We start from the raw sequence: 22,727 nt of genomic DNA, 5'->3' as shown, positions 1-22,727 counted from the left end.
CTAGGGGGAAAGAGATTGGGGAAGAAGCAGCTTTGGATGGTAATTGCTGCCCTTATTTTGGTGAATGTTCTAACGGTTGTTTTTTTTCAGTCGAAGGTGAAAGAAGCAAGCGGGGCAGCGATGAGCGAGGAAGCCGTTGCGACAGTGGGAAAAACGTCTATTTCCAGACAGGATTGGCTCAATGAATTAGAAGCTAAATATGGAAAAGACGTCTTAAAGGAAATGATCGATCAGAAGGTTGTTACAGAAACAGCGGCTAAGTACAAAATAAAAATCTCAGATCAAGAGGTTGAGCGTGAATTTAGAATGCTCCAAACCACTGTGGATCCGCTTAGTCAAAAAAATCATGCAAGCGAGAAGAAGTGGAAAGAAGAATTACGCAACACCCTTTTGTTAGAAGAGCTTTTAACAAGAGATGTGGACGTTTCTTCAAAAGAATTAAAAAGGTATTATGAAAAAAATAAAGACCTTTTCAATATCCCTACTGCCTATCATCTATCACAGATTATTGTTAAAACAAAAAATGAAGCAACAAAAGCATCAAAAGAGTTAGCGCATGGATCTAGTTTTTCTGCGTTGGCGATGGAACGCTCGATTGATGAATTCTCAGCTAATGAAGGCGGAGATATTGGGTATATTACGGAAGAGGATGAACGGTATCCCCAAAAATATATAGAAACAGCTAAAAAGCTTAAAAAGGGTGCATATAGTAAACCAATAAAGGTGGATGATGGGTACGCCTTAATTAAGCTAGAAGGAAAGCTGAGCGGAAAAAGTTACTCCTTTGATGAAGTGAAAGAACAAATCCGTAGGCAAATAGCCCTTGAGCAAATGAAAACACCGGCTACCGCATCAACTTTTTGGGATGAAGTTGAGGTAAAATGGTTTTATGGGAAAGATAAAAATAAAGAGTAAGTCATGCAAAAAACACAGCAAAATGTCTGTGTTTTTCTTTTACAAAATTTGCGGAAAATTTCATAATTTTAGCGAGCTAAAACAATTGACAAAACAAGTATAAAACTGGTAAATTCATTATAAATCCAATAAAAATACTCGGAATAGAGGTGCCATTATGGTTCGCGTTGCAAATTCAGTTGCCGAATTAGTCGGCCAAACTCCTATTGTAAAATTAAACAGATTAGTAGATGAAAATAGTGCTGAGGTTTACTTAAAGCTGGAATATTTCAATCCTGGCAGCAGTGTAAAGGATCGTATCGCATTAGCCATGATTGAAGCGGCTGAGGAAAAAGGGTTAATTAAACCTGGCGTAGATACAATTATTGAACCTACAAGTGGTAATACTGGTATCGGTCTTGCCATGATTGCTGCTGCAAAGGGATATAAAGCAGTCTTTGTAATGCCAGAGACAATGAGCTTAGAAAGACGGAACCTGCTTCGTGCTTATGGTGCTGAACTAGTATTAACGCCAGGTCCTGAAGGGATGAAAGGGGCAATTGCTAAGGCAGAAGAACTTGTAAAGGAACATGGTTACTTCTTACCTCAGCAATTTAAGAATGAAGCGAACCCAGAAGTTCACAGAAGAACAACAGGGAAAGAGATTGCTGAGCAAATGGATCAACTGGATGCTTTTGTTTCAGGAATTGGAACTGGAGGAACGATTTCAGGAGCAGGAAGTGTGCTTCGTGAAAAATTCCCAGAAGTTACAATCTATGCGGTAGAGCCACAGGATTCTCCTGTATTATCAGGAGGAAAACCAGGTCCGCATAAGCTTCAAGGACTTGGAGCAGGATTTATTCCTGACACCTTAAATACAAATATCTACGATGAGATTATAAAAGTTGGAACAGAAGAAGCTTTTGAAGCATCGCGCCGAGCAGCTAAAGAAGAAGGAATTCTTGGCGGAATCTCTTCAGGTGCAGCCATTCACGCAGCGATCGAAGTGGCAAAGAAGCTTGGAAAAGGTAAAAAGGTCCTTGCGATTATTCCAGACAACGGTGAGCGTTACTTAAGTACTCCGTTGTACCAATATGACGCTGAATAAATAAATAGAGAGAGGCATTGGCCATTGCCAGTGCTTCTTTTTTTGCATGAAAAATGAAACAATTTTTAATTTCATGTATGATAAAGGAAGTGAAAAATTTTAGCTAGGAGGAATTGGGTTGAATGCACACCAAGGACTAATTCATTGTGGACCTTATACCTTAGATTTTACAAAGAAAACTATGATAATGGGAATTCTAAACGTCACTCCAGATTCCTTCTCTGATGGCGGAAAATTTAATCATATTGAAAAAGCAATTGAACATGCCAAAGAAATGGTAGTGAATGGTGCGGATATTATCGATATTGGCGGAGAATCAACTAGACCAGGCTTTGCGGCTGTTCCTGTAGAGGAAGAGTTAGAAAGAGTCATCCCTATTATTAAGGCGATTTCAGAGCATGTCCAAGTACCAATTTCTATTGATACCTATAAAGCAGAAGTTGCCAAACAGGCCATTGAAGCAGGCGCTCATATTATTAACGATATTTGGGGAGCAAAGGCTGATGAGCAGATGGCCCCTGTGGCTGCTCAATATGATGTTCCCATTGTGTTAATGCATAATCGACATGACCGGAACTATCAATTTTTCATGAGAGATGTTATAAATGACCTTTTTGAAAGTATTGCTATTGCAAAAAAAGCTGGAGTAAGAGATGAAAATATTATCCTTGATCCAGGTATTGGATTTGCGCGGGATTATCAAGAAAATGTGCTGACAATGCAAAATTTAGATAAATTAGTGATGCTAGGCTATCCTGTGCTTCTAGGGACTTCAAGAAAATCGCTTATTGGACAAGCATTAAATCTCCCTGTTGATGAAAGAATGGAAGGTACAGGAGCAACTGTTTGTTATGGTATACAAAAAGGCTGCCAAATCATTCGAGTTCATGATATTAAAGAAATGAGTAGAATGGCAAAAATGATGGATGTACTAATGGGAAAGGGTGAAGTACTTGGATAAAATATTTGTCAACAGGATGGAATTTTACGGGTACCATGGTGTGTTTCCTGAGGAGAACCGATTAGGACAACGTTTTGCTGTTGATTTATCAGTGACAGTTGATTTGAAAAAAGCAGGAGAAACGGATGAGCTTGAGCATTCCGTCAATTATGGTGAACTTTATCAAGTGTGCAAAGAAATAGTTGAGGGAAAACCATATAAGTTAGTGGAAGCTGTTGCAGAAAGAATTGCTAGCAGTGTGTTGAAGCAATTTCCTTTAGTTTTAGATGTAACGGTAAAGGTCATTAAGCCAGACCCACCTATTCCGGGTCACTATCAGTCTGTAGCAGTAGAAATTACGAGGAGAAGATGAGAGTGGAAAATACAGCATTTATTGCCCTTGGTTCTAACATAGGAAACCGCTATGATAATCTAATGAGTGCTATTAAGCATTTAGTAGATTATTCACAGATAGAACTAGTAAATTATTCCTCAATCTACGAAACAGACCCTGTCGGCTATGAAGACCAGGACTTATTTTTAAATATGGTAATCGAGATTCAAACGACATTTAGTGCAATGGAACTATTAGAAGTATGCCTGAAAACAGAATTAGAACTTGGGAGAAAAAGGGAAATTAAATGGGGGCCACGCACAATAGACCTTGACATTCTCCTTTATAACCAAGAAAATATTGAAACAGAGAAGCTAATCGTTCCGCATCCGAGAATGATAGAGCGGGCGTTTGTAATGATACCACTTTTAGAAACAAATCGTGACATCAGTATTCCAGAAATGGAAAAACCTCTTGCAGCATGGTTAAATGCTATACCTGATAAAGAAGGAGTCCGAATATGGAAGCAGAAAAATGGGGAAGACGTATTCGAGCCTATCGAAAGCTAAAAGGTTTTACACAAGAAGGCTTCTCGAAGGAACTAGGAGTATCAGTGTCAATACTAGGAGAAATCGAAAGGGGAAACCGTCTCCCGGCAGACGATTTACTACAGCGAATCGCACACTCCTTAAAAATAACGATAGAAGATCTAATGCCAAAAGAATAGGAGGTCGGTTTATGTTGAAAATAGGCAACATTGAAATAAAGAATCCAGTTGTCCTAGCGCCGATGGCTGGGGTATGTAACTCAGCGTTCCGTTTAACGGTAAAGGAATTTGGTGCAGGTTTAGTCTGTGCTGAGATGGTAAGTGACAAAGGGATCGTTCTTAAAAATGAAAAAACGATGAATATGCTCTATATCGATGAACGCGAAAAACCACTTAGCTTGCAAATTTTTGGTGGTGAAAAGGAAACGCTAGTTGAGGCTGCAAAGTTTGTTGATAAAAATACGAACGCGGATATTATCGATATTAATATGGGTTGTCCGGTTCCAAAAATTACGAAATGTGACGCAGGAGCAAAATGGCTACTTGATCCGAATAAAATCTATGAAATGGTATCTGCTGTTGTAGCAGAGGTAGAAAAGCCAGTTACCGTTAAAATGCGCATGGGCTGGGATGAAGAGCATATTTTTGCGGTTAAAAACGCCCAAGCAGTTGAGCGTGCGGGAGGAAAGGCGGTTGCTCTTCACGGTCGTACACGTGTTCAAATGTATGAAGGAAAAGCAAACTGGGATATTATTCGAGAAGTAAAACAATCTGTTAACATTCCCGTTATCGGTAACGGTGATGTGCAAACACCACAGGATGCGAAGAGAATGATAGAAGAAACAGGTGTGGATGGGGTTATGATCGGTAGAGCAGCTTTAGGGAACCCATGGATGATTTACCGTACGGTTCAATATTTAGAGACAGGTAAATTAATGCCAGAGCCTTCTGTTCGTGAAAAAATAGATGTGTGTATCCTGCATTTAGATCGGTTAATTGCACTTAAAGATGAGTATATTGCAGTTCGTGAAATGCGTAAACATGCTGCTTGGTATTTAAAAGGCGTACGTGGAAATGGCAGAGTCCGCAATGCCATCAATGAGTGTAATACAAGAGAAGACTTAGTGATCATTCTTAATGGATTAGTCGCTGAGGTTGAAGAAATAGAACAAAGTGAATTAATCGTAGGTTAGTTTGACATCTAATCTATCTTTTTCTATACTATTTTTGATTAGAATGAAGGAGGATGTTCCAAAGGGTCTGACCTCACGTTTAACACTCATATATAGTCGCCTTTTATGAGAAGTTCAGCGATATGTTGAGGTTGTGGGGTCTGACACTTTGTTTTGGGACATCCTCTTTTTATTCTATATTACTTACTTTTTTGATGTCTGAATTCTTAAGTTTGTGTAAAATAATATAGTATGTAAAAAAAGTGATAATGCGCGGATTTGTTTAGCGTTTTACATAATAAAAGAATAAATGGAGTTGATTGCATTGAGTCAGGAAGAATTAAATGACCAATTGAGGGTCAGACGCGAAAAAATGAATAGCATGCGTGAACATGGTCTTGATCCATTTGGTAAGCGATATGACCGTTCTCACAGCGCAATGGAATTAATTAATCAGTACGGTGAAATTGAAAAAGAAGACCTTGAGGCAAAGAATGTTTCTGTTTCTCTTGCAGGTCGTATTATGACTAAGCGTGGTAAGGGTAAGGCAGGTTTTGCTCATATTCAAGATTTAACTGGGCAAATTCAAGTCTATGTTCGTCAGGATGCGATTGGGGAAGAATCCTATAAGATTTTCGATTCTGCTGATTTAGGTGATATTATCGGAGTAACTGGCACTCTATTTAAAACAAAAGTCGGCGAACTTTCTGTAAAAGTAGAGACCTTTGAATTCCTAACAAAAGCATTGCGCCCACTTCCGGATAAGTTCCACGGTTTAAAGGATGTAGAACAACGTTACCGCCAGCGTTATTTGGATCTAATCATGAGCCAAGAGAGCAAGGCGACCTTTATTGCTAGAAGCCGTATTATCCAATCTATGCGTCGCTATTTAGATGACCATGGTTATTTAGAGGTTGAAACACCGATGATGCATTCGATTGCTGGTGGAGCATCTGCTAGACCGTTCATTACGCATCATAATGCTTTAGATATGCCGTTATTTATGAGGATTGCCATCGAGCTTCACTTAAAGCGTCTAATCGTAGGTGGACTTGAGAAGGTGTATGAAATCGGCCGTGTATTCAGAAATGAGGGTGTGTCTACACGTCACAACCCCGAATTCACGATGATTGAGTTATATGAAGCATATGCAGATTACAGAGACATCATGAGCCTAACAGAAAATCTAATTGCCCATATTGCCCAAGAGGTAGTAGGCACAACAACTATCCAATATGGTGAATATGAAGTAGATCTTAAACCTGAGTGGAAAAGATTACACATGGTAGATGCGATTAAAGAATATACCGGTGTAGATTTCTGGAAAGAAATGAGTGTAGAAGAGGCTCGTCAACATGCCAAAGAACATGGAGTGGAGATTAACGACAATATGCTCTACGGCCATATTGTTAATGAGTTCTTTGAGCAAAAGGTTGAGGAGAAACTGATTCAACCTACCTTTATATATGGTCATCCAGTAGAGATTTCACCGTTAGCGAAGAAAAATGAGGAAGATCCTCGATTTACAGATCGCTTCGAATTGTTTATCGTTGCTCGTGAGCATGCAAATGCCTTTACTGAATTGAATGATCCAATTGACCAAAGAGAACGTTTTGAAGCGCAATTAAAAGAGCGTGAGCAAGGTAACGACGAAGCCCATATGATGGATGAGGATTTCGTTGAAGCATTAGAATACGGTATGCCACCAACAGGTGGTTTAGGAATTGGTATCGACCGTCTAGTAATGTTGTTAACCAATTCACCATCTATTCGTGACGTTCTATTATTCCCATTAATGCGTCATCGTTAATTGTAGTAAAAGTGCCGGATAAAACCGGCACTTTCCTTTTGTATTATTTGTATGAATATTTTTACTTTAAACAAATAAGAATAAAAGCGAAAAAGTCTATTGCACCTAACCATTATTGGTGGTATATTAATATCTGTTGCTGCGAGACAGTAACTTAGTAAGAAAAAAGAAGTTAAAAAAGTTATTGACTTTCAGTTGATAACTCGGTAAGATAATAAAGTCGCTTTTGAGCGATAAAGACATTGTTCTTTGAAAACTAAACAAACAAAAACGTCAACAAACAAAAATATTTCGTTTCTTTAATGAAACGAAGCCAACGTAACAAAATGAGCTAATCAACTTTCTTGGAGAGTTTGATCCTGGCTCAGGACGAACGCTGGCGGCGTGCCTAATACATGCAAGTCGAGCGAACCACTTCGGTGGTTAGCGGCGGACGGGTGAGTAACACGTGGGCAACCTGCCTGTAAGACTGGGATAACTTCGGGAAACCGGAGCTAATACCGGATAATCCTTTTCCTCTCATGAGGGGAAGCTGAAAGACGGTTTCGGCTGTCACTTACAGATGGGCCCGCGGCGCATTAGCTAGTTGGTGAGGTAACGGCTCACCAAGGCGACGATGCGTAGCCGACCTGAGAGGGTGATCGGCCACACTGGGACTGAGACACGGCCCAGACTCCTACGGGAGGCAGCAGTAGGGAATCTTCCACAATGGACGAAAGTCTGATGGAGCAACGCCGCGTGAGCGATGAAGGCCTTCGGGTCGTAAAGCTCTGTTGTTAGGGAAGAACAAGTACCGGAGTAACTGCCGGTACCTTGACGGTACCTAACCAGAAAGCCACGGCTAACTACGTGCCAGCAGCCGCGGTAATACGTAGGTGGCAAGCGTTGTCCGGAATTATTGGGCGTAAAGCGCGCGCAGGCGGTCCTTTAAGTCTGATGTGAAAGCCCACGGCTCAACCGTGGAGGGTCATTGGAAACTGGGGGACTTGAGTACAGAAGAGGAAAGCGGAATTCCACGTGTAGCGGTGAAATGCGTAGAGATGTGGAGGAACACCAGTGGCGAAGGCGGCTTTCTGGTCTGTAACTGACGCTGAGGCGCGAAAGCGTGGGGAGCAAACAGGATTAGATACCCTGGTAGTCCACGCCGTAAACGATGAGTGCTAAGTGTTAGGGGGTTTCCGCCCCTTAGTGCTGCAGCTAACGCATTAAGCACTCCGCCTGGGGAGTACGGCCGCAAGGCTGAAACTCAAAGGAATTGACGGGGGCCCGCACAAGCGGTGGAGCATGTGGTTTAATTCGAAGCAACGCGAAGAACCTTACCAGGTCTTGACATCCTCTGACACTCCTAGAGATAGGACGTTCCCCTTCGGGGGACAGAGTGACAGGTGGTGCATGGTTGTCGTCAGCTCGTGTCGTGAGATGTTGGGTTAAGTCCCGCAACGAGCGCAACCCTTGATCTTAGTTGCCAGCATTCAGTTGGGCACTCTAAGGTGACTGCCGGTGACAAACCGGAGGAAGGTGGGGATGACGTCAAATCATCATGCCCCTTATGACCTGGGCTACACACGTGCTACAATGGATGGTACAAAGGGCTGCAAGACCGCGAGGTTTAGCCAATCCCATAAAACCATTCTCAGTTCGGATTGTAGGCTGCAACTCGCCTACATGAAGCCGGAATCGCTAGTAATCGCGGATCAGCATGCCGCGGTGAATACGTTCCCGGGCCTTGTACACACCGCCCGTCACACCACGAGAGTTTGTAACACCCGAAGTCGGTGGGGTAACCGTAAGGAGCCAGCCGCCTAAGGTGGGACAGATGATTGGGGTGAAGTCGTAACAAGGTAGCCGTATCGGAAGGTGCGGCTGGATCACCTCCTTTCTAAGGATATAAGCTGGACCTATGAGCCAGAAAAAACATGTTTGTTTGATTGTTTTTTGTTTGTTTAGTTTTGAGAGTGCAATCTCTCAAAGCTTTTTTTAATCGTTCTTTGAAAACTAGATAATCGTAATGAAGAAGTCAAGTAACACATCGAGTAATCGCCATTTTAGTTTTCTCTCTATTGATTTAGAGAAATAAACCTTTTAGGTTAAGTTAGAAAGGGCGCACGGTGAATGCCTTGGCACTAGGAGCCGATGAAGGACGGGACTAACACCGATATGCTTCGGGGAGCTGTAAGTAAGCTTTGATCCGGAGATTTCCGAATGGGGGAACCCACTGTTCGTAATGGAACAGTATCTTTACCTGAATACATAGGGTATTGAAGGCATACCCGGGGAACTGAAACATCTAAGTACCCGGAGGAAGAGAAAGCAAACGCGATTCCCTGAGTAGCGGCGAGCGAAACGGGACATAGCCCAAACCAAGAGGCTTGCCTCTTGGGGTTGTAGGACACTCAACATGGAGTTACAAAGGAACGGGGTAGATGAAGCGGTCTGGAAAGACCCGTCAGAGAAGGTAAAAACCCTGTAGTCGAAACTTCGTTCCCTCCTGAGTGGATCCTGAGTACGGCCGGACACGTGAAATCCGGTCGGAAGCAGGGAGGACCATCTCCCAAGGCTAAATACTCCCTAGTGACCGATAGTGAACCAGTACCGTGAGGGAAAGGTGAAAAGCACCCCGGAAGGGGAGTGAAATAGTTCCTGAAACCGTGTGCCTACAAGTAGTTAGAGCCCGTTAATGGGTGATAGCGTGCCTTTTGTAGAATGAACCGGCGAGTTACGATCCCATGCAAGGTTAAGTTGAAGAGACGGAGCCGCAGCGAAAGCGAGTCTGAATAGGGCGAATGAGTATGTGGTCGTAGACCCGAAACCAGGTGATCTACCCATGTCCAGGGTGAAGTCCAGGTAACACTGGATGGAGGCCCGAACCCACGCACGTTGAAAAGTGCGGGGATGAGGTGTGGGTAGCGGAGAAATTCCAATCGAACTTGGAGATAGCTGGTTCTCTCCGAAATAGCTTTAGGGCTAGCCTCACGTAGTTAGAGTCTTGGAGGTAGAGCACTGTTTGGACTAGGGGCCCTCATCGGGTTACCGAATTCAGACAAACTCCGAATGCCAAAGACTTATCCGTGGGAGTCAGACTGCGAGTGATAAGATCCGTAGTCAAAAGGGAAACAGCCCAGACCACCAGCTAAGGTCCCAAAGTTTACGTTAAGTGGAAAAGGATGTGGAGTTGCTTAGACAACCAGGATGTTGGCTTAGAAGCAGCCACCATTTAAAGAGTGCGTAATAGCTCACTGGTCGAGTGACTCTGCGCCGAAAATGTACCGGGGCTAAACGTAACACCGAAGCTGTGGATTGACATCTTAGATGTCAGTGGTAGGAGAGCGTTCTAAGGGCGTTGAAGCTAGACCGTAAGGACTGGTGGAGCGCTTAGAAGTGAGAATGCCGGTATGAGTAGCGAAAGATGAGTGAGAATCTCATCCACCGTATGCCTAAGGTTTCCTGAGGAAGGCTCGTCCACTCAGGGTTAGTCGGGACCTAAGCCGAGGCCGAAAGGCGTAGGCGATGGACAACAGGTTGATATTCCTGTACCACCTCTTTATCGTTTGAGTGATGGGGGGACGCAGGAGGATAGGGTAAGCGCGCTGTTGGATATGCGCGTCTAAGCAGTTAGGCTGGAAAGTAGGAAAATCCGCTTTCCGTGAAGGCTGAGCTGTGATAGCGAGGGAAATTTAGTACCGAAGTTCCTGATTCCACACTGCCAAGAAAAAGCCTCTAGCGAGATAAAAGGTGCCCGTACCGCAAACCGACACAGGTAGGCGAGGAGAGAATCCTAAGGTGAGCGAGAGAACTCTCGTTAAGGAACTCGGCAAAATGACCCCGTAACTTCGGGAGAAGGGGTGCTTTTTGAGGTGAATAGCCTCGAAGAGCCGCAGTGAATAGGCCCAGGCGACTGTTTAGCAAAAACACAGGTCTCTGCGAAGCCGCAAGGCGAAGTATAGGGGCTGACGCCTGCCCGGTGCTGGAAGGTTAAGAGGAGGGGTTAGCGCAAGCGAAGCTCTGAATCGAAGCCCCAGTAAACGGCGGCCGTAACTATAACGGTCCTAAGGTAGCGAAATTCCTTGTCGGGTAAGTTCCGACCCGCACGAAAGGCGTAACGATCTGGGCACTGTCTCAACGAGAGACTCGGTGAAATTATAGTACCTGTGAAGATGCAGGTTACCCGCGACAGGACGGAAAGACCCCGTGGAGCTTTACTGTAGCCTGATATTGAATTTTGGTACAGCTTGTACAGGATAGGTAGGAGCCTGAGAAACCGGAGCGCTAGCTTCGGTGGAGGCGTCGGTGGGATACTACCCTGGCTGTATTGAAATTCTAACCCGCACCCCTTATCGGGGTGGGAGACAGTGTCAGGTGGGCAGTTTGACTGGGGCGGTCGCCTCCTAAAGAGTAACGGAGGCGCCCAAAGGTTCCCTCAGAATGGTTGGAAATCATTCGTAGAGTGTAAAGGCACAAGGGAGCTTGACTGCGAGACCTACAAGTCGAGCAGGGACGAAAGTCGGGCTTAGTGATCCGGTGGTTCCGCATGGAAGGGCCATCGCTCAACGGATAAAAGCTACCCCGGGGATAACAGGCTTATCTCCCCCAAGAGTCCACATCGACGGGGAGGTTTGGCACCTCGATGTCGGCTCATCGCATCCTGGGGCTGTAGTCGGTCCCAAGGGTTGGGCTGTTCGCCCATTAAAGCGGTACGCGAGCTGGGTTCAGAACGTCGTGAGACAGTTCGGTCCCTATCCGTCGTGGGCGCAGGAAATTTGAGAGGAGCTGTCCTTAGTACGAGAGGACCGGGATGGACGCACCGCTGGTGTACCAGTTGTCTTGCCAAAGGCATCGCTGGGTAGCTATGTGCGGACGGGATAAGTGCTGAAAGCATCTAAGCATGAAGCCCCCCTCAAGATGAGATTTCCCATAGCGTCAAGCTAGTAAGAACCCTGAAAGATGATCAGGTTGATAGGTCAGAGGTGGAAGCGTGGTAACATGTGGAGCTGACTGATACTAATCGTTCGAGGACTTAACCAAGTTTTAAAGCGAACTCGTAGTTTACAAACACTTCTTCTGCATTATCTAGTTTTGAGAGAACGATCTCTCTAACAAAATAGTCTGGTAACTATGGCGAGAAGGTCACACCCGTTCCCATACCGAACACGGAAGTTAAGCTTCTCAGCGCCGATGGTAGTTGGGACGAAAGTCCCTGTGAGAGTAGGACGTTGCCAGGCTATATATATATTTACGGAGGATTAGCTCAGCTGGGAGAGCATCTGCCTTACAAGCAGAGGGTCGGCGGTTCGATCCCGTCATCCTCCACCATATACTTTTAAACTAAACCTATGCCGGGGTAGCTCAATTGGTAGAGCAACTGACTTGTAATCAGTAGGTTGGGGGTTCAAGTCCTCTCGCCGGCACCATGTTTTTTACATCTAGTACGAGCCATTAGCTCAGTTGGTAGAGCATCTGACTTTTAATCAGAGGGTCGAAGGTTCGAGTCCTTCATGGCTCACCATTTTAAATGAATATGCGGGTGTGGCGGAATTGGCAGACGCACCAGACTTAGGATCTGGCGCCGCAAGGCGTGGGGGTTCGACTCCCTTCACCCGCACCATTTAATTTCATACGCGGAAGTAGTTCAGTGGTAGAACACCACCTTGCCAAGGTGGGGGTCGCGGGTTCGAATCCCGTCTTCCGCTCTCATATTGCCGGGGTGGCGGAACTGGCAGACGCACAGGACTTAAAATCCTGCGGTAGGTGACTACCGTACCGGTTCGATTCCGGTCCTCGGCACCATTTAAGTTTACTAAATTCATATGCGCCCTTAGCTCAGCTGGATAGAGTGTTTGACTACGAATCAAAAGGTCGGGAGTTCGAATCTCTCAGGGCGCACTTTAACGGGAAGTAGCTCAGCTTGGTAGAGCACTTGGTTTGGGACCAAGGGGTCGCAGGTTCGAATCCTGTCTTCCCGACCATTAATATTTTGGGGCCTTAGCTCAGCTGGGAGAGCGCCTGCTTTGCACGCAGGAGGTCAGCGGTTCGATCCCGCTAGGCTCCACCAAACAAATTAATGTGTTGACAATATATATATTATTTGATACTATGTAAAAGTCGCACATGAGACAATTGTCCTTTGAAAACTAAACAAACAAAACGTCAACAAACAAAAATATTTCGTTTCTTTAATGAAACGAAGCCAACGTAACAAAATGAGCTAATCAACTTTCTTGGAGAGTTTGATCCTGGCTCAGGACGAACGCTGGCGGCGTGCCTAATACATGCAAGTCGAGCGAACCACTTCGGTGGTTAGCGGCGGACGGGTGAGTAACACGTGGGCAACCTGCCTGTAAGACTGGGATAACTTCGGGAAACCGGAGCTAATACCGGATAATCCTTTTCCTCTCATGAGGAAAAGCTGAAAGACGGTTTCGGCTGTCACTTACAGATGGGCCCGCGGCGCATTAGCTAGTTGGTGAGGTAACGGCTCACCAAGGCGACGATGCGTAGCCGACCTGAGAGGGTGATCGGCCACACTGGGACTGAGACACGGCCCAGACTCCTACGGGAGGCAGCAGTAGGGAATCTTCCACAATGGACGAAAGTCTGATGGAGCAACGCCGCGTGAGCGATGAAGGCCTTCGGGTCGTAAAGCTCTGTTGTTAGGGAAGAACAAGTATCGGAGTAACTGCCGGTACCTTGACGGTACCTAACCAGAAAGCCACGGCTAACTACGTGCCAGCAGCCGCGGTAATACGTAGGTGGCAAGCGTTGTCCGGAATTATTGGGCGTAAAGCGCGCGCAGGCGGTCCTTTAAGTCTGATGTGAAAGCCCACGGCTCAACCGTGGAGGGTCATTGGAAACTGGGGGACTTGAGTACAGAAGAGGAAAGCGGAATTCCACGTGTAGCGGTGAAATGCGTAGAGATGTGGAGGAACACCAGTGGCGAAGGCGGCTTTCTGGTCTGTAACTGACGCTGAGGCGCGAAAGCGTGGGGAGCAAACAGGATTAGATACCCTGGTAGTCCACGCTGTAAACGATGAGTGCTAAGTGTTAGGGGGTTTCCGCCCCTTAGTGCTGCAGCTAACGCATTAAGCACTCCGCCTGGGGAGTACGGCCGCAAGGCTGAAACTCAAAGGAATTGACGGGGGCCCGCACAAGCGGTGGAGCATGTGGTTTAATTCGAAGCAACGCGAAGAACCTTACCAGGTCTTGACATCCTCTGACACTCCTAGAGATAGGACGTTCCCCTTCGGAGGACAGAGTGACAGGTGGTGCATGGTTGTCGTCAGCTCGTGTCGTGAGATGTTGGGTTAAGTCCCGCAACGAGCGCAACCCTTGATCTTAGTTGCCAGCATTTAGTTGGGCACTCTAAGGTGACTGCCGGTGACAAACCGGAGGAAGGTGGGGATGACGTCAAATCATCATGCCCCTTATGACCTGGGCTACACACGTGCTACAATGGATGGTACAAAGGGCTGCAAGACCGCGAGGTTTAGCCAATCCCATAAAACCATTCTCAGTTCGGATTGTAGGCTGCAACTCGCCTACATGAAGCCGGAATCGCTAGTAATCGCGGATCAGCATGCCGCGGTGAATACGTTCCCGGGCCTTGTACACACCGCCCGTCACACCACGAGAGTTTGTAACACCCGAAGTCGGTGGGGTAACCGTAAGGAGCCAGCCGCCTAAGGTGGGACAGATGATTGGGGTGAAGTCGTAACAAGGTAGCCGTATCGGAAGGTGCGGCTGGATCACCTCCTTTCTAAGGATATAAGCTGGACCTATGAGCCAGACAAAACATGTTTGTTTGATTGTTTCTTGTTTGTTTAGTTTTGAGAGTGCAATCTCTCAAAGCTTTTTTTAATCGTTCTTTGAAAACTAGATAATCGTAATGAAGAAGTCAAGTAACACATCGAGTAATCGCCATTTTAGTTTTCTCTCTATTAATTTAGAGAAATAAACCTTTTAGGTTAAGTTAGAAAGGGCGCACGGTGAATGCCTTGGCACTAGGAGCCGATGAAGGACGGGACTAACACCGATATGCTTCGGGGAGCTGTAAGTAAGCTTTGATCCGGAGATTTCCGAATGGGGGAACCCACTGTTCGTAATGGAACAGTATCTTTACCTGAATACATAGGGTATTGAAGGCATACCCGGGGAACTGAAACATCTAAGTACCCGGAGGAAGAGAAAGCAAACGCGATTCCCTGAGTAGCGGCGAGCGAAACGGGACATAGCCCAAACCAAGAGGCTTGCCTCTTGGGGTTGTAGGACACTCAACATGGAGTTACAAAGGAACGGGGTAGATGAAGCGGTCTGGAAAGACCCGTCAGAGAAGGTAAAAACCCTGTAGTCGAAACTTCGTTCCCTCCTGAGTGGATCCTGAGTACGGCCGGACACGTGAAATCCGGTCGGAAGCAGGGAGGACCATCTCCCAAGGCTAAATACTCCCTAGTGACCGATAGTGAACCAGTACCGTGAGGGAAAGGTGAAAAGCACCCCGGAAGGGGAGTGAAATAGTTCCTGAAACCGTGTGCCTACAAGTAGTTAGAGCCCGTTAATGGGTGATAGCGTGCCTTTTGTAGAATGAACCGGCGAGTTACGATCCCATGCAAGGTTAAGTTGAAGAGACGGAGCCGCAGCGAAAGCGAGTCTGAATAGGGCGAATGAGTATGTGGTCGTAGACCCGAAACCAGGTGATCTACCCATGTCCAGGGTGAAGTCCAGGTAACACTGGATGGAGGCCCGAACCCACGCACGTTGAAAAGTGCGGGGATGAGGTGTGGGTAGCGGAGAAATTCCAATCGAACTTGGAGATAGCTGGTTCTCTCCGAAATAGCTTTAGGGCTAGCCTCACGTAGTTAGAGTCTTGGAGGTAGAGCACTGTTTGGACTAGGGGCCCTCATCGGGTTACCGAATTCAGACAAACTCCGAATGCCAAAGACTTATCCGTGGGAGTCAGACTGCGAGTGATAAGATCCGTAGTCAAAAGGGAAACAGCCCAGACCACCAGCTAAGGTCCCAAAGTTTACGTTAAGTGGAAAAGGATGTGGAGTTGCTTAGACAACCAGGATGTTGGCTTAGAAGCAGCCACCATTTAAAGAGTGCGTAATAGCTCACTGGTCGAGTGACTCTGCGCCGAAAATGTACCGGGGCTAAACGTAACACCGAAGCTGTGGATTGACATCTTAGATGTCAGTGGTAGGAGAGCGTTCTAAGGGCGTTGAAGCTAGACCGTAAGGACTGGTGGAGCGCTTAGAAGTGAGAATGCCGGTATGAGTAGCGAAAGATGAGTGAGAATCTCATCCACCGTATGCCTAAGGTTTCCTGAGGAAGGCTCGTCCGCTCAGGGTTAGTCGGGACCTAAGCCGAGGCCGAAAGGCGTAGGCGATGGACAACAGGTTGATATTCCTGTACCACCTCTTTATCGTTTGAGTGATGGGGGGACGCAGGAGGATAGGGTAAGCGCGCTGTTGGATATGCGCGTCTAAGCAGTTAGGCTGGAAAGTAGGAAAATCCGCTTTCCGTGAAGGCTGAGCTGTGATAGCGAGGGAAATTTAGTACCGAAGTTCCTGATTCCACACTGCCAAGAAAAGCCTCTAGCGAGATAAAAGGTGCCCGTACCGCAAACCGACACAGGTAGGCGAGGAGAGAATCCTAAGGTGAGCGAGAGAACTCTCGTTAAGGAACTCGGCAAAATGACCCCGTAACTTCGGGAGAAGGGGTGCTTTTTGAGGTGAATAGCCTCGAAGAGCCGCAGTGAATAGGCCCAGGCGACTGTTTAGCAAAAACACAGGTCTCTGCGAAGCCGCAAGGCGAAGTATAGGGGCTGACGCCTGCCCGGTGCTGGAAGGTTAAGAGGAGGGGTTAGCGCAAGCGAAGCTCTGAATCGAAGCCCCAGTAAACGGCGGCCGTAACTATAACGGTCCTAAGGTAGCGAAATTCCTTGTCGGGTAAGTTCCGACCCGCACGAAAGGCGTAACGATCTGGGCACTGTCTCAACGAGAGACTCGGTGAAATTATAGTACCTGTGAAGATGCAGGTTACCCGCGACAGGACGGAAAGACCCCGTGGAGCTTTACTGTAGCCTGATATTGAATTTTGGTACAGCTTGTACAGGATAGGTAGGAGCCTGAGAAACCGGAGCGCTAGCTTCGGTGGAGGCGTCGGTGGGATACTACCCTGGCTGTATTGAAATTCTAACCCGCACCCCTTATCGGGGTGGGAGACAGTGTCAGGTGGGCAGTTTGACTGGGGCGGTCGCCTCCTAAAGAGTAACGGAGGCGCCCAAAGGTTCCCTCAGAATGGTTGGAAATCATTCGTAGAGTGTAAAGGCACAAGGGAGCTTGACTGCGAGACCTACAAGTCGAGCAGGGACGAAAGTCGGGCTTAGTGATCCGGTGGTTCCGCATGGAAGGGCCATCGCTCAACGGATAAAAGCTACCCCGGGGATAACAGGCTTATCTCCCCCAAGAGTCCACATCGACGGGGAGGTTTGGCACCTCGATGTCGGCTCATCGCATCCTGGGGCTGTAGTCGGTCCCAAGGGTTGGGCTGTTCGCCCATTAAAGCGGTACGCGAGCTGGGTTCAGAACGTCGTGAGACAGTTCGGTCCCTATCCGTCGTGGGCGCAGGAAATTTGAGAGGAGCTGTCCTTAGTACGAGAGGACCGGGATGGACGCACCGCTGGTGTACCAGTTGTCTTGCCAAAGGCATCGCTGGGTAGCTATGTGCGGACGGGATAAGTGCTGAAAGCATCTAAGCATGAAGCCCCCCTCAAGATGAGATTTCCCATAGCGTCAAGCTAGTAAGAACCCTGAAAGATGATCAGGTTGATAGGTCAGAGGTGGAAGCGTGGTAACATGTGGAGCTGACTGATACTAATCGTTCGAGGACTTAACCAAGTTTTAAAGCGAACTCGTAGTTTACAAACACTTCTTCTGCATTATCTAGTTTTGAGAGAACGATCTCTCTAACAAAATAGTCTGGTAACTATGGCGAGAAGGTCACACCCGTTCCCATACCGAACACGGAAGTTAAGCTTCTCAGCGCCGATGGTAGTTGGGACGAAAGTCCCTGTGAGAGTAGGACGTTGCCAGGCAAAAAAAAGACAACCCATTAAAGGTTGTCTTTTTTTTGTATATGATTAAAAGATAATCCTTCCTCAACACCCAAACTATCTACATTCTAAACCTCCAATCATAAAATTTTTTAAACAATTAAAGGTTTCGCAACCGCGAGATTTGGGGAAAATCATTAGTAGGGAATCGTTGCATCTACATAAAATTTTCAGTATAATCAAAGTCAAAGATAGTCAAAGTCAGAAAGATAGGGGGTGGAAAGATGAGAAACATCTCCGATATCATTGAAAAATACTTAAAGCAAGTCCTTGAAATGAGTGAGGAAGATCTTGTTGAAATTAAACGAAGTGAAATTGCTGATAAATTCCAATGTGTTCCATCACAAATTAATTACGTTATAAACACTCGTTTTACCATAGAAAGAGGTTATATTGTCGAAAGCAAGAGAGGTGGGGGCGGATACATCCGAATTATGAAGGTTCAATCCCATGATTTGGCCCACTTAATTGAACAACTGCTCTCACTTATTCAAAAGCACATTAGTCAAACAAGTGCTGAGGATGTCATTTTACGACTGGTTCAGGAAGAGATTATTACGAATAGGGAAGCTAAAATTATGTTAAGTGTAATCGATCGTTCTGTATTATATATTGATCTTCCATACCGAGATGAATTGCGTGCGAGAATGCTAAAAGCTATGTTAACATCATTAAAATATAAATAATTTTTGCTGCTGGAGAGGTGAAAAGATGATTTGCCAAGAATGTAATCAAAGGCCTGCAGCACTTCATTTTACAAAAATCATTAATGGTGAAAAAACAGAAGTGCATCTTTGTGAAAAATGTGCTCAGGAAAAGGGCGAAATGTTTATGATTGGTGGAGAAACAGGATTTGCTTTTAATAACTTATTAGCAGGCCTACTCAATATTGATTCATATCAAAAACCCAATCAAAGCCCTTTCCATCAAGAAGAAATCCTTCAATGTGAACACTGCTCCATGACATTTCCTCAGTTTTTAAAAGTTGGGCGCTTTGGATGTGCGTATTGCTATGACACATTTAAAGAACAGCTAAAACCTGTATTACGAAGGTTGCATAGTGGCAACTGGACACATAATGGTAAAATTCCAAAACGAATTGGCGGCAGTATCTTTCTCCGTAAGCAAATTGATGAATTAAAACATGATTTACGGAACGCCATTTCCCACGAGGAATTTGAGAAAGCGGCGGAGATCCGCGATGAGATTCGCACATTAGAGAAACAATTAAATGGAAGCGAAGAGGGAGGGGAATAACGTGTCGCTTGAACGTTTTCTTAATCAGGCAGTTAGTTCCTGGATGAGCGAAGAGGGACCTGATTCGGATATAGTCCTTAGTTCACGGATTCGCTTAGCCCGAAACTTTGACGCATATAAATTTCCAACACTTTTTTTACATGAAGAAGCAAAAAAGATTATAGAAAATTTGGAGGAAATTTTTCAAAAGACTGATTTACAAAAGTTTGGACAGATGGAACTGTTGAAAGTTGACAGTATGCAGCCTCTACAAAAAAGAGTACTTGTAGAAAAGCATTTAATTAGTCCGAATCTGGCGGAGGATTCACCATATGGTGCCGTTCTTTTAACCGAAAATGAAGAAGTTAGTATAATGATAAATGAAGAGGATCATATCCGAATTCAATGCTTGTTTCCAGGCTTGCAGTTATCAGAAGCATTGGATGCTGCAAATGAAATAGATGATTGGCTAGAAAGTAATATTCAATATGCGTTTGATGAACAGTATGGCTATTTAACAAGCTGTCCTACCAATGTTGGAACTGGCCTACGGGCATCAGTAATGATGCATTTGCCGGGGTTAATCCTTACGCAGCAAATTAATCGAATTATCCCAGCAATCAACCAATTAGGGCTGGTTGTACGAGGAATTTATGGTGAGGGAAGTGAAGCTCTAGGTAATATTTTTCAAATCTCTAATCAAATTACTCTTGGAAAATCAGAAGTAGACATCTGCCGTGACCTAAAAGGGGTTGTAAGCCAACTCATCTCACAAGAAAGGTCAGCAAGGGAAGCATTACGGAAAACTTCGAACATACAATTAGAAGACAGAGTCTTCCGCTCGTTGGGAGTTCTAACGAATAGCCGCATTATTGAAACGAAGGAAGCAGCAAGGTGTTTATCTGATGTACGGCTTGGGATAGATATGGGCCTTATTGATAACATGCCTAAAACCATATTAAATGAATTAATGATTTTAACACAGCCAGGTTTTCTCCAGCAATATGCCGGAGGTCCTTTAAGACCTCATGAAAGAGATATTAGGAGAGCAGCTTTAATTAGAGAGCGACTTAAAATGGAACAGCAAAAATAGGTGAGGAGGAAGAGAATATGATGTTCGGCCGTTTTACTGAAAGGGCACAAAAGGTTCTTGCATTAGCACAAGAGGAAGCAATTCGCCTTGGACACAACAATATTGGAACAGAGCATATTTTGTTAGGCTTAGTTCGAGAAGGTGAAGGGATTGCAGCAAAAGCACTTTATGGTCTTGGATTAGGTTCTGATAAAATTCAGAAGGAAGTAGAAAATTTAATTGGCAAAGGACAAGAAGCTTCTCAAACGATTCACTATACGCCTAGAGCGAAAAAGGTCATCGAATTATCGATGGATGAGGCAAGAAAGCTAGGACATTCTTATGTGGGTACAGAGCATATCCTTCTGGGATTGATTCGTGAAGGAGAAGGAGTAGCTGCTCGAGTACTTAATAACTTGGGTGTAAGCTTAAATAAAGCACGTCAGCAGGTTCTTCAATTATTAGGAAGTAATGAATCTGGGGGACATCAAGGCGGAGCATCTGTTAGTGCGAATACACCAACACTCGATAGCCTTGCTCGAGATCTAACCTCCATTGCCCGTGAAGGCAGCCTGGATCCTGTTATTGGCCGCAGTAAAGAAATTCAGCGTGTCATTGAAGTTCTTAGTCGCCGGACAAAGAACAATCCAGTATTAATTGGTGAACCAGGTGTGGGTAAAACAGCGATTGCTGAAGGTCTTGCCCAGCAAATTGTAAACAATGAGGTACCTGAAATTCTTCGTGATAAGCGTGTAATGACACTAGACATGGGAACGGTTGTTGCCGGAACCAAATACCGCGGAGAATTTGAAGATCGTTTGAAAAAAGTCATGGATGAAATCCGCCAAGCAGGGAATATCATCTTGTTTATTGATGAGCTTCACACATTAATTGGGGCAGGAGGCGCAGAAGGTGCGATTGATGCATCCAATATTTTAAAGCCATCGCTTGCACGCGGCGAACTTCAGTGTATCGGAGCTACCACGCTCGATGAATATCGAAAATACATTGAAAAAGATGCTGCACTAGAACGCCGATTCCAGCCGATTCGTGTGGATGAGCCAACAGCTGAAGAATCTGTTCAAATTTTACAAGGCTTGCGTGACCGATATGAGGCTCACCACCGTGTTTCGATTACGGATGAAGCAATTGAAGCAGCAGTTAAGCTTTCTGACCGTTATATTTCCGACCGATTCCTGCCTGATAAGGCGATTGATTTAATCGACGAAGCTGGCTCGAAGGTACGACTCCGTTCCTATACGACACCTCCAAATTTAAAAGAATTAGAGGTCAAGCTTGATGAAGTACGTAAGGAAAAAGATGCGGCAGTACAAAGCCAGGAGTTTGAAAAGGCTGCGTCACTAAGAGATACAGAGCAGCGTCTTCGCGAACAGTTAGAAGAAACGAAGAAGACGTGGAAGGAAAAGCAAGGAAAAGAAAACAATGAAGTTACAGTAGAGGATATTGCAACTGTGGTATCAAGCTGGACGGGAGTACCTGTCTCTAAGCTTGCGGAAACAGAAACAGCTAAGTTACTTAATTTAGAGGAATTACTGCATTCCCGTGTCATTGGCCAGGAGGAAGCAGTCATTGCTGTTTCAAAAGCGGTACGTCGTGCTAGAGCTGGATTAAAAGATCCAAAGCGCCCTATTGGTTCCTTTGTTTTCCTTGGACCTACTGGAGTGGGTAAAACGGAATTGGCGCGTGCCCTTGCTGAGGCGATGTTTGGTGACGAGGATGCGATGATCCGGATCGATATGTCTGAATATATGGAGAAGCACTCTACCTCTAGACTTGTAGGTTCACCTCCAGGATATGTCGGCTATGAGGAAGGCGGTCAATTAACTGAAAAGGTCCGCCGGAAACCATACTCTGTTATTCTACTTGATGAGATTGAAAAGGCACATCCAGATGTGTTTAATATTCTCCTTCAAGTCCTTGAAGATGGCCGTTTAACAGATTCAAAAGGAAGAACAGTGGATTTCAGAAATACAGTCCTTATTATGACATCCAACGTTGGTGCGGAAGCCCTGAAGCGAAACAAGTATGTGGGCTTTAATATCCAGGATGGCGAGCAGGATTACAAAGACATGAAGGGGAAAGTAATGGAAGAGCTAAAGAAAGCCTTCCGTCCTGAATTCTTGAACCGGATTGATGAAATCATTGTATTCCATGCGTTAGAGAAGAAGCATTTAGATGAGATCGTTACATTGCTATCTGATCAATTAATTAAACGTCTAAATGAACAAAATATTTCGTTAGAATTAACAGCTGCTGCTAGAGGGAAAATTTCTCAAGAAGGGTATGACCCAGAATATGGGGCAAGACCGTTACGCAGAGCGATTCAAAAGCATATTGAAGACCGCCTTTCTGAAGAGCTGTTAAAAGGCACCTTATTAACAGGTCAGCATGCTATAATTGATGTAGTTGATGGTGAGTTTGTCGTAAGAATGGCTGAAAAAACTAGTTTAGTAAAATAGACCATCTCCATCACTGAATAATTTAGT

General features: G+C 45.2%; 12 protein-coding genes, 9 tRNA genes and 6 rRNA genes. All 27 read left to right on the top strand.

Translation table 11 applies throughout. From position 1 onward, the window contains the following. Window positions 1–15 precede the first annotated feature (15 nt). The 27 genes from QFZ87_RS01960 (at window position 16) to clpC (ending at window position 22,700) form a co-directional block, all read left to right on the top strand. On the top strand, window positions 16–915 hold the full coding sequence (locus tag QFZ87_RS01960) for a peptidyl-prolyl cis-trans isomerase (protein ID WP_309857055.1): 900 nt from the start codon (window positions 16–18) through the stop codon (window positions 913–915). A 157-nt stretch (window positions 916–1,072) separates the two neighbouring features. After that, window positions 1,073–2,002 carry a cysteine synthase A gene (gene cysK / locus QFZ87_RS01955; RefSeq protein ID WP_309857052.1) on the top strand — a complete coding sequence of 310 codons (930 nt, stop codon included), beginning with the start codon at window positions 1,073–1,075 and terminating at the stop codon, window positions 2,000–2,002. A gap of 181 nt (window positions 2,003–2,183) precedes the next feature. After that, the gene (gene folP, locus QFZ87_RS01950; protein WP_309867581.1) at window positions 2,184–2,963 is read left to right on the top strand and encodes a dihydropteroate synthase; all 780 of its coding nucleotides are present in this window, start codon (window positions 2,184–2,186) and stop codon (window positions 2,961–2,963) included. Further along, a complete protein-coding gene (gene folB, locus QFZ87_RS01945; RefSeq protein WP_308081601.1) occupies window positions 2,956–3,315 on the top strand; it encodes a dihydroneopterin aldolase in 360 nt (119 codons plus the stop codon). Before folP ends, folB begins: the two co-directional genes overlap by 8 nt. A gap of 2 nt (window positions 3,316–3,317) precedes the next feature. Continuing rightward, a complete protein-coding gene (folK, locus tag QFZ87_RS01940; protein ID WP_309857048.1) occupies window positions 3,318–3,845 on the top strand; it encodes a 2-amino-4-hydroxy-6-hydroxymethyldihydropteridine diphosphokinase in 528 nt (175 codons plus the stop codon). After that, entirely contained in the window at window positions 3,797–4,003 is a 207-nt protein-coding gene (locus QFZ87_RS01935; protein WP_308081599.1) for a helix-turn-helix domain-containing protein, read from the top strand. The genes folK and QFZ87_RS01935 overlap by 49 nt, the downstream gene beginning before the upstream one ends. Before the next feature lie 11 nt (window positions 4,004–4,014). Next, window positions 4,015–5,016, top strand: a complete 1,002-nt coding sequence (dusB, locus tag QFZ87_RS01930; RefSeq protein WP_309857043.1) for a tRNA dihydrouridine synthase DusB — start codon at window positions 4,015–4,017, stop codon at window positions 5,014–5,016. A 289-nt stretch (window positions 5,017–5,305) separates the two neighbouring features. Continuing rightward, a complete protein-coding gene (gene lysS / locus QFZ87_RS01925) occupies window positions 5,306–6,805 on the top strand; it encodes a lysine--tRNA ligase (RefSeq protein ID WP_309857041.1) in 1,500 nt (499 codons plus the stop codon). Window positions 6,806–7,146: 341 nt separating this feature from the next. Then, window positions 7,147–8,684: ribosomal RNA gene (locus tag QFZ87_RS01920) — 16S ribosomal RNA — on the top strand. Between the two features lie 206 nt (window positions 8,685–8,890). Continuing rightward, a 23S ribosomal RNA gene (locus QFZ87_RS01915) occupies window positions 8,891–11,827 on the top strand. An 80-nt stretch (window positions 11,828–11,907) separates the two neighbouring features. Then, a 5S ribosomal RNA gene (rrf, locus tag QFZ87_RS01910) occupies window positions 11,908–12,024 on the top strand. A gap of 15 nt (window positions 12,025–12,039) precedes the next feature. Continuing rightward, window positions 12,040–12,115, top strand: a tRNA-Val gene (locus tag QFZ87_RS01905). A gap of 22 nt (window positions 12,116–12,137) precedes the next feature. Next, window positions 12,138–12,213: transfer RNA gene (locus QFZ87_RS01900), tRNA-Thr, on the top strand. A 19-nt stretch (window positions 12,214–12,232) separates the two neighbouring features. After that, window positions 12,233–12,308 (top strand) — tRNA-Lys (locus tag QFZ87_RS01895). 14 nt (window positions 12,309–12,322) lie between these two features. Beyond that, window positions 12,323–12,407: transfer RNA gene (locus QFZ87_RS01890), tRNA-Leu, on the top strand. 13 nt (window positions 12,408–12,420) lie between these two features. Continuing rightward, window positions 12,421–12,492: transfer RNA gene (locus QFZ87_RS01885), tRNA-Gly, on the top strand. 8 nt (window positions 12,493–12,500) lie between these two features. Further along, window positions 12,501–12,589 (top strand) — tRNA-Leu (locus tag QFZ87_RS01880). 22 nt (window positions 12,590–12,611) lie between these two features. Then, window positions 12,612–12,685 (top strand) — tRNA-Arg (locus QFZ87_RS01875). Between the two features lie 6 nt (window positions 12,686–12,691). Beyond that, a tRNA-Pro gene (locus tag QFZ87_RS01870) sits at window positions 12,692–12,768 on the top strand. Between the two features lie 10 nt (window positions 12,769–12,778). Next, window positions 12,779–12,854: transfer RNA gene (locus QFZ87_RS01865), tRNA-Ala, on the top strand. A gap of 163 nt (window positions 12,855–13,017) precedes the next feature. Then, window positions 13,018–14,555, top strand: a 16S ribosomal RNA gene (locus QFZ87_RS01860). A gap of 206 nt (window positions 14,556–14,761) precedes the next feature. After that, window positions 14,762–17,697 (top strand): 23S ribosomal RNA (locus QFZ87_RS01855). Between the two features lie 80 nt (window positions 17,698–17,777). After that, window positions 17,778–17,894, top strand: a 5S ribosomal RNA gene (gene rrf / locus QFZ87_RS01850). Together the 16S, 23S and 5S rRNA genes with 9 tRNA genes alongside form the textbook arrangement of a ribosomal RNA operon. Window positions 17,895–18,136: 242 nt before the next feature. Next, window positions 18,137–18,598, top strand: a complete 462-nt coding sequence (locus QFZ87_RS01845) for a CtsR family transcriptional regulator (protein WP_308081596.1) — start codon at window positions 18,137–18,139, stop codon at window positions 18,596–18,598. Between the two features lie 25 nt (window positions 18,599–18,623). Beyond that, window positions 18,624–19,169, top strand: a complete 546-nt coding sequence (gene mcsA / locus QFZ87_RS01840) for a protein-arginine kinase activator protein McsA (protein ID WP_309857036.1) — start codon at window positions 18,624–18,626, stop codon at window positions 19,167–19,169. Window position 19,170: 1 nt separating this feature from the next. Further along, complete coding sequence (mcsB, locus tag QFZ87_RS01835) at window positions 19,171–20,241, top strand: protein-arginine kinase McsB (protein WP_309857031.1); 1,071 nt, start codon at window positions 19,171–19,173, stop codon at window positions 20,239–20,241. 17 nt (window positions 20,242–20,258) lie between these two features. Continuing rightward, a complete protein-coding gene (gene clpC / locus QFZ87_RS01830) occupies window positions 20,259–22,700 on the top strand; it encodes an ATP-dependent protease ATP-binding subunit ClpC (protein WP_309857028.1) in 2,442 nt (813 codons plus the stop codon). Window positions 22,701–22,727: the final 27 nt, after the last annotated feature.

It is taken from the genome of Bacillus sp. SLBN-46, from assembly GCF_031453555.1.
In the GTDB taxonomy this organism is placed as follows: Bacteria; Bacillota; Bacilli; order Bacillales; family Cytobacillaceae; genus Neobacillus.
Note: the sequence above shows the minus strand (reverse complement) of the source record. Positions and strands in the feature narration are given on the sequence as shown.